The sequence below is a fragment of the Pedobacter sp. UBA5917 genome, from assembly GCF_002432345.1.
In the GTDB taxonomy this organism is placed as follows: domain Bacteria; phylum Bacteroidota; class Bacteroidia; order Sphingobacteriales; family Sphingobacteriaceae; genus Pedobacter.
This window is the reverse complement of record NZ_DJDT01000124.1, coordinates 1-12,043: the sequence shown is the minus strand read 5'-3', so window position 1 is coordinate 12,043 and position 12,043 is coordinate 1. Positions and strand designations below refer to the sequence as shown.

The 12,043-nt window shown below is 42.8% G+C and carries 8 protein-coding genes; 2 read left to right on the top strand and 6 right to left on the bottom strand.

Features of this window, described 5'->3' with window-relative positions:
- Positions 1 to 182: 182 nt before the first annotated feature.
- On the bottom strand, positions 183 to 1,055 hold the full coding sequence (locus tag B2V92_RS07460; protein ID WP_293306408.1) for an inositol oxygenase family protein: 873 nt from the start codon (positions 1,053 to 1,055) through the stop codon (positions 183 to 185).
- Between the two features lie 45 nt (positions 1,056 to 1,100).
- A complete protein-coding gene (locus B2V92_RS07455; protein WP_293306406.1) occupies positions 1,101 to 2,729 on the bottom strand; it encodes a sodium/sugar symporter in 1,629 nt (542 codons plus the stop codon).
- Positions 2,730 to 2,941: 212 nt separating this feature from the next.
- On the opposite strand from B2V92_RS07455, the gene B2V92_RS07450 reads away from it, so the two are divergent.
- Positions 2,942 to 3,952 carry a LacI family DNA-binding transcriptional regulator gene (locus B2V92_RS07450; protein WP_293306404.1) on the top strand — a complete coding sequence of 337 codons (1,011 nt, stop codon included), beginning with the start codon at positions 2,942 to 2,944 and terminating at the stop codon, positions 3,950 to 3,952.
- A gap of 563 nt (positions 3,953 to 4,515) precedes the next feature.
- Here the strand turns inward: B2V92_RS07450 and B2V92_RS07445 are convergent.
- Genes B2V92_RS07445 through B2V92_RS07430 form a run of 4 tightly spaced genes read right to left on the bottom strand, consistent with a single transcriptional unit; the run spans position 4,516 to position 10,953 of the window.
- The gene (locus B2V92_RS07445; RefSeq protein WP_293306402.1) at positions 4,516 to 6,111 is read right to left on the bottom strand and encodes a SusD/RagB family nutrient-binding outer membrane lipoprotein; all 1,596 of its coding nucleotides are present in this window, start codon (positions 6,109 to 6,111) and stop codon (positions 4,516 to 4,518) included.
- 7 nt (positions 6,112 to 6,118) lie between these two features.
- On the bottom strand, positions 6,119 to 9,220 hold the full coding sequence (locus B2V92_RS07440; RefSeq protein ID WP_293306400.1) for a SusC/RagA family TonB-linked outer membrane protein: 3,102 nt from the start codon (positions 9,218 to 9,220) through the stop codon (positions 6,119 to 6,121).
- Positions 9,221 to 9,252: 32 nt separating this feature from the next.
- Positions 9,253 to 10,257 carry a FecR family protein gene (locus B2V92_RS07435; RefSeq protein WP_293306398.1) on the bottom strand — a complete coding sequence of 335 codons (1,005 nt, stop codon included), beginning with the start codon at positions 10,255 to 10,257 and terminating at the stop codon, positions 9,253 to 9,255.
- 48 nt (positions 10,258 to 10,305) lie between these two features.
- Complete coding sequence (locus B2V92_RS07430; RefSeq protein WP_293306396.1) at positions 10,306 to 10,953, bottom strand: RNA polymerase sigma-70 factor; 648 nt, start codon at positions 10,951 to 10,953, stop codon at positions 10,306 to 10,308.
- A gap of 150 nt (positions 10,954 to 11,103) precedes the next feature.
- Between B2V92_RS07430 and B2V92_RS07425 the strand changes: the two genes are divergently transcribed.
- Positions 11,104 to 12,000 (top strand): ROK family protein, encoded by an 897-nt coding sequence (locus tag B2V92_RS07425; protein ID WP_293306394.1) that lies wholly within the window; start codon positions 11,104 to 11,106, stop codon positions 11,998 to 12,000.
- The last annotated feature ends 43 nt before the right edge of the window (positions 12,001 to 12,043 follow it).

The following is a 12,043-nucleotide window of genomic DNA, read 5'->3' as shown; positions in this document are numbered from 1 at the left end:
CGCGGTAACCGGAATTTAATGGGATAAAGTCCTTGCATGAGCATAATTTTTAATAGTTTGGTTAGATTGGTTGTTATTTTATTTAATTTTTAAGCACTATCAGGCCACCCGGCCATAATGCTTACATTACAGCCGGTATTTTGTAGCATACCGTTAAATAAGTTAGTTTTTTGTAAAAGCTGCTAAAGGGCCACAGTAGCAGGCAGGTATTTCGCTATAAGATCTTCGTAATACGGCTTCAGTTCGCTTACAACAGGGGTTTTCGGACTTTTAGAATAAAGATCGTAAGGGTTAAATTTATCTACCCATTTAAACATTTCCTGGTCGTGTGCATTCAGGATATGGTCGTAAGCCTTTTCACGGTGCTGCGAATAAAAAGAATGGTACCTGATCATATAAAGGGCAGGCTCGGGAAGATAATTTTTGGTCAGTTGGTAGAGGTATTCATCGTGGCCCCACGACATGTGTACATTATCCAATCCGCACTGGTGGCTATACACACCATATTTAGTATTGTACCTTTCGTCATAACTATCGGGATTGGCAGCAAAAAACTCGGGAAAAACAATCTTATCAGAGAATTTACAGCCCACAGGGAACGAATCGCCCACTACATTCCATTGCGGTTCGCCGAAAAGGCAAAGTACTTTCCCCAGATCGTGGATAAAACCGGTAAGCACAAACCAATCAGGGTGGCCATCAGCGCGGATGGCCTCTGCCGTTTGCAGTAAATGCTGTAGCTGATCGAGCGAAATATCAGGATCAGAATCATCAACCAAAGTATTCAGGTACTCCATGGCCTGCCACCAGGGCATTTCCTTTTTATCAAACTTTAAAAAGTTCTCCTTTTTGGCCAGCACGTTATCATAAGTTTGATACTTGTGGTTTAAACGGTAAAACTCCCGTACGGAATCAATTTCCGGACTGTCGTAATTTCTAAATTCTTCTTTTGCCTTAGCCGGGGTACCTGGTTCGGGATATCTTTTTAACACATCATCTTCCCAAACATCAAGACTAGAAAGCGGGTTCATTTTTTCATTTTTTGGTGTTTTCATAACGTTATGTTTTTCGTGGGTGTAAAATCGTTTTAAGATTATTGATTACCAGAATACCGTATATAAAGCAGCAAGGATACCGCATATGAGTACCGAACAAACAATAAATGAGGGGCTAACTTTAAACATTCTGCGATCTACCTCAAGTCCCTGCGGATTATTTTTACTTTTAGGATCGAGAATGGTAATCAGGAACATCAAAATCAGGATGATGCAGAATACCCAGCTCATGCGGTGTAAAAAAGGGATCGGATCGATAAGCCTATGGGTTATTTCGGGCAGGAATTTAAACAGCGTAGATAAAGGAATGGTTAACAGTGCAGCGGTAAGTGCGGCAGCCGACGTGGTTCTTTTCCAGAAAAAACCCAAAAGGAATATGGCAAATACCCCCGGCGAAATAAAGCCTACATATTCCTGAATAAACTGGTAAACCTGATCGAAACTCCGCAATGCCGGTGCAATGGCGATGGCAATTAACGAAGCGATGATAATGGACCAACGGCCTACATTTACCAGGTGTTTTTCGGAAGCATTCTGTTTAATGTATTTTTTATAAATATCGAGTGTAAAAATAGTGGCTATACTGTTGCATTTACCTGCAAGTGAGGCCACAATAGCTGCTGTTAGGGCCGCAAAGGCCAAACCTTTCAATCCGGTAGGTAAAAGGTTCATCAAAATAGGATAAGCATGGTCGGGTTTAACATGGCCGGCTGCATCCATCATTTCTTTTTGGAAATAGCCCTGCTGCCAAAGTACGTAGGCACATATCCCCGGGATAACCACGATTACCGGAATCAGTAGTTTTAAAAATGCCGCGAAAATCAGCCCCGAACGTCCGGTTTTTAAATCTGCACCTAAAGCCCTTTGTACAATGTACTGGTTACAGCCCCAGTAGTTAAGGTTGTTGATCCATAAACCACCGGCCAAAACCGCAAGTCCCGGCAACTCGCTGTAAAATTTATCTCCTTTTGAAAAAATCATGTGGAAGTGATCGTCTGCCTGTTGTTTTAGTACAGGAAGCGCTTCCAGTACGGTGCCCATGTTAAACTTATCACTCACCATATTAAGGGCCATGTAGCAGGTTACCAAACCACCAACCACCAACACAAGCACCTGGATTACATCGGTATAGCCGATTACCTTCATCCCGCCAAGGGTAATGATTACCGAAAATACAGCCAGTGCGATTAAACAGATGGTAAAGGATACACCGGTAATCGTTTCTACAGCGAGGGCACCCAGAAAAAATATAGAAGTGAGGTTTACAAATACATAAACCAATAACCAAAACACCGTCATCAATGTACTCACAGTATTGTTGTACCGTTGAGACAGGAACTGGGGCATGGTATAAATTTTGTTTTTAAGGTAAATGGGCAGAAAAAATACCGCTACAATGATGAGTGTTGCAGCTGCCATCCACTCGTAACTGGCAATGGCCAAACCCATGGCAAAACCAGAGCCCGACATACCGATAAAATGCTCGGCCGAGATATTGGAGGCAATAATAGAAGCACCTATGGCCCACCAGGTTAACGAGCCTTCTGCCAAAAAATAATCTTTGGTATTGGTACTTGCCGCTTTTTTACTCGAATATACCCAATAGCCGTAAGTGGCTATGACAATAAAATAAATAAAAAAAACGACATAGTCGGTTAATTCCAGATGATTCATGTTATGTTAGCCTAAATCAACCCGTCCCTTGATGGTGTCGGATTAATTGTTTTATATTTGGTTATAAGAGAAGCGTTAAAAAGAGCGTTTCCCTTTATCAAAACTGTATATAAAATTATTAAATCGGATACCGAACTGAAATTTTATTTACGAATACGTTTTAGTAAAACGCATCATCATCCTAAATTAAACCTTATAAAAAACCTGTATAAATGAGGCAGAATGTTACTGTAAAAACTTTAGCCAAAGAATTAAATATATCGATTGCAACCGTTTCAAAAGCACTAAATGATAGCTATGAGATCAGTATCGATACGAAGCAAAAGGTTTTGGAACTGGCCAAAAAATTAAAATACGAACGCAATCCGGCAGCGAGCAACCTCCGCAGCCAGAAAACAAAAACCATAGCGGTTATCATTCCGCAGATTGCCAATAACTTTTTTTCCCTGGCGATTAACGGCATCGAAGAAATTGCCCGGAAACGCGGTTACCATGTGCTTATTTACCTTACCCATGAGGATAGCGAAACGGAAACAGCCTTTACCGAAAGCCTGCTGAGCGGGCGTGTAGATGGAATATTGATCTCAGTTTCGAGCAGTACCGAAAACCTGGAACATTTTAGGGAACTGGTGAAGAAAATCCCGGTTGTATTTTTCGATCGCAGCATTGAGGATATTGATGCGATTAAAATCACTGCCGATGATTATGAAAGCACCTACGATGCCACGGTACACCTGATTAATAACGGATGCAAAAAAATAGCTTACCTCTACGCGTTAAACTGTTTAATTACGGGTAAAAGAAGGATTGCGGGTTATCGTGACGCATTGAAAGACCACCAACTGGAATCTGGAGAAAACCTGATTGTGAACCATAACAGTGATGAAGACCTGAATTATACGAACATCAAAAACCTGATCATCAACGAAAAACCGGATGGTGTGATCTCGTCAATCGAAGAGCTTGCCCTACCCTGCTATTATGTTTGCAACGAACTGGGTTTAAATATACCTAACGACCTTAAAATCATCAGTTTCTCGAATTTGAGCACAGCCCCGCTGTTGAAGCCTTCGTTAAGTACGATTACGCAACCCGCATTCGAAATCGGCAGGGAAGCAGCAGGCTTTCTGTTTAAAATATTGGATAAAAAACCATTTGATGCTGACGAGATCCCCAAGTTAAAATCGATCTTGATTAAAAGGGATTCGACAGGGCCGCTGTAAAGGGAGTTGTTTCGTTTTTAACCGCAAAGAGCGCGGAGAATGAGGCGCAAAGGGCGCTAAGGCATTTTTCACCACCGAGTTCACGAAGAAATGCACAAAGCACACAGAGTTGGGCGGAGACCGTCATCCTGAATTTATTTCAGAATCTATCGTGCAGTAATAAATCATTTGAAATTTTAATCGCGAAGAGCAAGGAGAATACTTCGCAATGTGCGCCAAGTTGAATGAGCGTCGTCACCCTGAATTTATTTCAGGGTCTATCTTGCAGGGAAGATGCTGAAACAAGTTCAGCATGACGAAACGCTGGAGTAGCAGGGAGCTAAGACCCACTCTAGCGCAAGTCTTTTGCCTTAGCCCGTGCAACGGCCAGACTTGGGCTTACAATAATTTTATTAAAAAGATTGCTTCACTCCACTTCATCGGTCCTACCCTTCAATTCGCAATGACGGAGTTGGAATTGGCTCCCGCGGATTACGTTGATCACCGCAGAATCCTTTCCATCATCCATTTTCCATCTTCCATCTTCCATCTTACATCATCCATTTTACATCCTCCATCTCCCCTCAATTATCCCACCACACCCTCGCCGTAAGCACATCGCCACCGGCAAGCCTTGCCACGGCATCTTTATAATTCTGTGGGTTATTCAGGATTTCTGTTGAAAGGTAAATCATCCTCCTCGGGATGGTGTTGTTGGTTACATTGCCTTTATAATTTACTGGCTCAAGTTTAGGGTAACCACTTCTTTTCCAGTTTAACCATGATTCGATAAAGTTGAAATTGGTTCCGGTAGCCACCCAGTATTGGGTATTGATGGCATTTAATGAATTTTCGGGGCTGGATTCATCGAGCGGATGCTGATTTACAAAAGTGGTGATTTTATTCGCATCAAGCGTTGCCAAAGGATCCATCTGCGCCAACGATTGTATTGCCCCCGTCAATCCGTTGGTATAATGCGCTTTTGCAGTCCCGTCTACATTCCAGCTCCTTACCTTTGCTTCGGCAAGTAAAAATTCGGTTTCGGCATAAGTGAGAATAAAGATAGGACCGCCCAATTTAAGGTAAACTTCGGTGCGCGGTCTCGAATATTTACCCAAGGGGGCAAAATCGCTTCCACTGCCTGTACCACCGGGATAATTTGGCGAACGACTGATATCGGTACTCCCGCCCTGCAGATCGTAGCCGTTTGGCATCCCCAGTTGTACACTCGCATCGGTATTTCCATTGAGGTTCTGATCTGCATTTTTGGCCAATCCATCTTTCGGTATTTCGCCAATAATACCTAAACGCGGGTCGTTGGTATTTTTAAGCTGATCGATCAATGTTTTGCTCCAGCGTACCTCGAGGTAATCGGAATAGGTTCTTAAAGCCAGTGATGTTCCATTCTGACTATTAAAAGAAGAAGCATCGGTTAGCATGATCGCATTATCGTTATTGCCCTGAAAAGTTTTACCGGCCGCTTTCTCCGTCCAAATCCTTGCTTTTGCGGGATCTATTTTGGTTAGTCGCATGGCCACCCTCAACATTAACGAATAGCCAAATTTCCTCCATTTGCTGATGTCGCCTTTGTAGAAAAGATCGGCCGTAGGACCAGGTTTTTCAGCATCCAGTTGCTGGGTGGCTGCATCTAAATCATTCAGCATCTGCGAATAAACATCTTCCTGACGGTCGTAAACCGGATATTTAACACCTTGCATGGCTTTAACCGCCTGCGAATAGGGTACATCGCCATAGGTATCGGTAATGCGCTGCAAAATCAGCACAAACATAATGTCGCCTATGGCAATCAGGTTTTGATATGCTACAGGATCTTTCAACCTCGCCAGGCGCTGCATCTCCCTGATGTAGGAAGCATCGGCATAACCTTCGTCGAAAATGCGCCCCTGATAGTCGGTAAAGCTGCCCACATTGATGTATTTATCGCCATTGTTGTAATAATAATAGCTTGAGGCGAGCAATTGCATCATGGTACTCTGGTACAATAACTGGTAATAACCCACATTGCCATATTTTAACTGCGCCTGGGCGAGCAAACTGTTCGGATCGTAATTGTTCTCGGTCAGTTTTGTCGGGTCTGTATTGATCTCATCCAGCTTTGCCTTCGAGCAGCTGTTCAGCAAAAACAATAAGAATAAAGCCATTACCCCAAAATTCTTCATCGCCATCTTATTTGAATTTAAAGTTAAAATTGATCCCAAATGTACGTGTGGCAGGTAACGAGGCACCTTCGATACCTGCATAACCCAGAGTAGGCGAAAACTGCGATTCGGGATCTACATTTTCGCTGTATTTCAATAAAGTAAACAGGTTTCGGGCTACCAGATCGATCCCTACACTGCTAAAAGGTGTTCTTTTTAAATACCGCGGATTAAAACTATAACCCAATGTGGCCTGCCTCAATTTGATAAAACTTCCATTAAGCACCGATAGAGCCGAAATATTGGTTGCCAGCTCGGGATAATAGGCATAAGCAGGCACGTTGATGGTATTTTTTTGCCCGTTCTCCAAAACGCCATCGGCAACAATGCCGGTTTCCCTACCAACCAGGGTGGCCTTATTTAAACCCTGAACATAACTATAATAAGCGGTTGCCGATAGGATTTTATTGCCGAAACGATAATCGATCAAAAAAGAAAAACTGAACTGTTTATAGCTAAAACTGTTGGTAATACCACCGTATAACGTAGGCATGGTACCGCCCATTGGGATAAAATTGCCCCGTTTGGGTATACCATCCGAACCTATAATTACATTTCCGTTGGCATCGCGCAGGTAATCGTATGCCATAATCTGGGTAATCGGTTTGCCCACCACCAGTGCGGTATTGGCATTTAAAGGGCGATAAGTACCGGTTAAAGTATAATTGCTGTTGCCATCGATAGATAGCAGTGTATTTTTTACTTTGGTAAGGTTCAGGTTAATCTGCCATTTGCTATTTGTAGTGAGTATTGGTGTATAACCCAAAGCCAGTTCAATGCCTGCGTTACGGGTTTCGCCAAGGTTAACATAAGCAGAGGTAAAACCGGTGGTAACCGACTGTTTGGCATTGATAATTTCGTTGTGGGTAAGGCGGTTGAAATAAGTAAAATCGATATCCAAACGGCTGTTAAAAAATTTAAGATCGATACCGGCCTCTATTTCATTCAGGGTAAAAGGCTTTAAATTGTAATTGGGCAGATCGCCCGAAAAACCGCCCACTGGCACACCGTTTACCTGATTATCAACCGTGTAATAAATCTGTGTGGTATAGGGAACAATGGGTTCGCCACTGGTTTTGGCAAAATCGAGCCTTAATTTACCAAAATCGAGACCTTTTAATTTCAACAGGTCTGAAAAAATGAAACTGCCCGATACGCCCGGCACAAATATACCGCGGTTGTTGGCCGGTAAGGTCGAATAGATATCATAACGCCCCGTTACCGAAAAATTAAGCAAATGCCTGTAACTTAAATCAGCGGTGTAATAGGCCGATTCGGTTACGATCCTCGATACGCCCAAGGTTTTGGTACTGGTAATCAGGTTTTCGGGCACATAGAGATAGGGTATTTTAAACTGTGAGCCTATTAACTTTTCAGTTGTCCCCCTCCGTTCGCGGTAATTGGCACCTACCGAAAGTTCGAGATTCAATTTATCGCTAAGATTCTGGGTGGCACTGAATAAAATATCACTGTTAAGTTCAGCTGTATGATTTTGATTGTAAGCATTAAATCCGCCCTGCCTGTTGATCGAAAAAGCCACTCCGGTAGGCAAAACACTAACCACTTCATCCCTGCTCGAATCGTAGCCGATGCGCCCCTGAAGTGCAGCCCAACTGGCCAGCTGATATTTCAGCACACCCGAAGTGATGTAACGGTTCCTTTTGGCATAATCGGCCTGTTTGTTCATCAGGAAGTAAGGATTGGTTTTATATTCATCGGGGTTCCAGCGGCTTTCGAAACCCGTTTCCGGATCAAAACCCGGCGCCAGGATCGATTGATCCAAACTGGTAGCCAGTGCCGAAATCCCGTAATTGGCATTTAACGGACCATCGCTCAGGTAACTTTTGTTCTTGTTGTTTTCGTAAATGTAATTTCCGGTAAGGCTTAACGACAGTTTGTTGCTTAAAGCCACTGTACCATAAAAATTAAAGGTTTTACGGTTTAAAGCACTGTTGATCAGCAACGAACTGTAATCTAAATTGGAAGCCGAAACACGGTAATTGTTCCGGTTATTACCGCCAACCAGCGATAACGTATTGATAAAAGCCGGGGCTGTACGGTAAAAAGTCTGGATGTTGTTTTTAACCAGACTATATGGCCGCATAGAGCCATCAACCTGCGGACTCAATTTGCCATCCATCGTTTCTCCCCAGCTTAGTAAACTGGTAGAAATGGCATTATACTGATCGGTAGGACGTTTATTCTGCGCTCCCTGACCATAGGTATATTGAAAATCGGTTGAATTTACAGGAACATCAAAAGAGAGATTGGTATTGTATTCGAGCTTTGCCCTGGTATTTTCGCCGCCGCTTTTCAGGTTGATCAGGATTACGCCATTGGCCGCCCTGGCACCATATAAGGCCGAAGCAGCTGAACCTTTCAGTATCGTAATGGTCTCGATATCATCCGGGTTGATGTTACTGATGCCATCGCCATAATCGGCACCGCCATATTCGGTGGCACTCCCCCTCACGCTGTTATCAATGGGTACGCCATTTACGATAAACAAGGGCGAAGCCGCTGTCATGCTCGAAACCCCGCGGATGAGTACGCGTGCAGCCGAACCCGGCCCACCGTTTACACCTGTAATGTTAAGCCCTGCTACCCTACCCTGCAAGGCCATGATCATATTACTTTCTCTGGCTTTGGCAATAGAAGATCCTTTAATTGTTGTTAAGGCATAACCTACTTTTTGATTGTCTTTTTCGATGCCCAGGGCTGTAATTACCACCTCTTTTAAAAGATGTACACTATCGGCCGTTAATTTGCCATCAACATTTTTTCGGATAACAATGAGGTTATTGGGCAGTACCGAATAGGTGAAGCCACTGTTGAGCAGCAACTGTTCGATTACTTTTATGGCTTCTTCGTCTTCAACCTTAACCGATACGCGGTGTTTGGGAATTTTGGATTCACTGTAGGCAAAACGGTAAACGGTTTGATGCTGTATGCTTTCGATTACCTGTTCGAAGTTGGCTTCGTTAAAATTTAGACTTACTTTGGTTTGCGCATGTACACATAGCGGAAAAATCAATCCGATTAATAATATGATCCGCTGCGCAAAATTCATGGCTACAAATATACACAGCTTAACTATTTGTGTTAACGGTAGATGTACACATTTTTACCCTTTACCGAATAATTGAAATTTTCGATCAGTTTTAATACGTTTAAAGCTTCGGTAAGGCTTTCTTTCCCGAAATGTGCCGTAAATTCTACCGCTTTCAGGTCGTTTTCCTTAAAGTTTACTTTAACACCGTACCAACGTTCGAAAAGTTTGGCCACTTCATCAAAACGGTTGTTTTTAAAGATCAGTTCGTGGTTTAGCCAGGCGGTTTCGATAACCTTATCTGTTCCGCCGCCGTTAAAAAGTGTCAACTGGCTTACAATCCCCTTACCATTGGATAAAGTAAATTTATCGTTTGGTTTTAGGGTAAAAGTTTGATCCTTATTATTCTTTAGCGAAACAGCTACCTTTCCCCTGATTAGCGTAGTTTCGGTAAAAGCATCGTTTGCATAAGCTTTAACATCAAATTCGGTACCCAGCACTTTCACGGCAATATCGGCGGTGTGCACAATAAAAGGATGTGCAGCATCTTTATGTACTTCGAAAAAAGCCTCGCCCGATAGGTAAACCTCTCTGGTATCGGCTTTAAACTGTTTAGGGTATTTTAAACTGCTGCCCGAATTGATTTTCACGGTAGAGCCATCAGCCAGTACAATGGTTTTAACTTCAGCAGCTTTGGTTTGCACATTCAATAAAGCAGGTTGTGTAGAGAAAATTGTTGCGCGGTTATAAACCAGTACCGCAGCCAATGCAATGGCGAGAACTGCCGCAATTTTTAACCAGATGCCATAAGACCTGTTTTTCTTAACCGTTAAAACCGCCTGCTCCGGAACATTAATCTGTGCTTTGATCCGCTCGAAAACGGGATCAGCATTTTCATCTTCAACGGTTTCAGCCTCAAAATAGGCCTGCAGCACATCATGCTCATTTTTCAGCACCGGATTATCGGCTAAAATAGATTTCAGCTCAACAGATTCATCCGGCGAAATTTCTCCGGCCAATTGTTTTCCAAGCAATTCTGTAAATCTTTGATCTGTCATTTCGTTTTTCCGTCCTTTATGATATGTTCCTTTTTATGGGAAAATTGCCTACAAAAAATATAAAAAAGATAAAGTACCCACTAAGATAACCAGAGAGATGATTTTTCCAATCATTTTTTCATCCGTCCCCTTATCTTTTATGTTTAAAGGCTGCAGAATTATGCGGAGTTTGGCAATGGCCCTGAATAACTGTGTTTGCACCGTACGCGGCGAGATATCCAGCAGTTCGGCCACTTCCTTATATTTCATCCCGCTTTCTTTGATCAGCCTGAAAACCGTGGCGGCCTGGGGCGCCAAACCTGCAATGGCCTTATCAAGCTGGCGGTGCAGTTCTTTGGTTTCGATCAGGTACTCGGGCGTATGCATATTTGCCGAAATATCGTCTTCAGCATCAACTAAATCGATAAACGTAACCGATGAATTTTTTTTAAGGTATTTAAGCGATTGATTTTTAACCGCAATAAAGAAGTAACTTTCGGGGTTCAGCACATGCGTACTTGCTGCGCGGTTCTCCCAGCATTTAACAAAAACTTCGGTAACAATATCTTCGGCAGCCTGCTTATCGCTTACATAATAAACAGAGAACTTAAGCAACCTGCCATACAGAAAGCGATAGAGCTGCTCAAAAGATGTAATATCATCTTCGAGGCAAATCTTATTCCATAAAACGACTAGATCTAGCTTGGCTGCTTTCAACTTGGTTAGTTTTTGAATCAAATGTAAGGTAATAAAAAATATTTCATAAAAAAATCTCGCTCCTGTAGGCAATTTGACAAAAAAAGGGATTCTTCTTTTAGTGTTAGCTCCCTGGCACACGCCATTTATAGATCTTTAGAAGCAGAAGCAATGAATAAAATCAATTATGTACTGGGCATTGATATTGGCGGTTCGCACATTACCGCGGCCGTTCTCGATATGCAGCAGCGCAATATCCTCAAAAACACTTATAGCCGCGATCGTGTAAATCCCCATGGCACAACCGAACAGATTATTAAAACCTGGTGCACAACCATTAAAGCAGCTTATAAAAAGGCTGATCTTACAATGGGCCGTTTGGGAATTGCCATGCCGGGCCCGTTCGATTACGAAAATGGTATTTCTTATATTGCAGGGAACGATAAATATGCTGCATTTTATGGTCTCAATGTGAAAGAGATGCTGGCCAGTGAGCTACAGATCAGCAGCGATGAAATTTTGATGAGCAACGATGCCTCCTGTTTTTTGGCAGGTGAGGTTTTTGCCGGCGAAGCGGGAAACTATGATAAACTGATCGGGATTACATTGGGTACCGGTTTAGGAAGCGCCGTTTGCTCGGAAGGAAAAATTACCGACGCCAATTTGTGGTGTTCGCCTTTTTTGGATGGCATTGCCGAAGATTACCTCTCTACCCGCTGGTTTTTAAAACGCTATTATGAACTATCGGGAATCAATATTTTAAACGTACGCGAACTTGCGTTACTTTATGATGAAAGCCCTACAGTACGCAAAATATTTACGGAATTTAGCCAAAACCTTGGCCTCTTTCTGGAAGATTTCCAGCAGAACAATGCAGCCGAAGCCATTGTAATCGGCGGAAATATTGCAAATGCAGCTAACCGTTTTATTCCAGGTGTGATCAGGCACCTTCAATCGCAGCACATCAACTGCCCCATCCACATTTCGGAACTGAATGAAGATGCCGCATTGGTTGGTGCAGCAGGCTGTTGGGCGGTGCAGGAAAAAGAAAGTGTTGGGAAGGTGTAATGGCTTGAATTCTAGCATATATTAATATAGAACTGTCATCCTG

Bases quoted from the DNA above. Each gene is read 5' to 3' on its own strand.
- B2V92_RS07445 (WP_293306402.1), bottom strand. From the start codon at position 6,111: ATGAAGAATTTTGGGGTAATGGCTTTATTCTTATTGTTTTTGCTGAAC.
- B2V92_RS07455 (WP_293306406.1), bottom strand. From the start codon at position 2,729: ATGAATCATCTGGAATTAACCGACTATGTCGTTTTTTTTATTTATTTT.
- B2V92_RS07450 (WP_293306404.1), top strand. From the start codon at position 2,942: ATGAGGCAGAATGTTACTGTAAAAACTTTAGCCAAAGAATTAAATATA.
- B2V92_RS07460 (WP_293306408.1), bottom strand. From the start codon at position 1,055: ATGAAAACACCAAAAAATGAAAAAATGAACCCGCTTTCTAGTCTTGAT.
- B2V92_RS07425 (WP_293306394.1), top strand. From the start codon at position 11,104: ATGAATAAAATCAATTATGTACTGGGCATTGATATTGGCGGTTCGCAC.
- B2V92_RS07440 (WP_293306400.1), bottom strand. From the start codon at position 9,220: ATGAATTTTGCGCAGCGGATCATATTATTAATCGGATTGATTTTTCCG.
- B2V92_RS07435 (WP_293306398.1), bottom strand. From the start codon at position 10,257: ATGACAGATCAAAGATTTACAGAATTGCTTGGAAAACAATTGGCCGGA.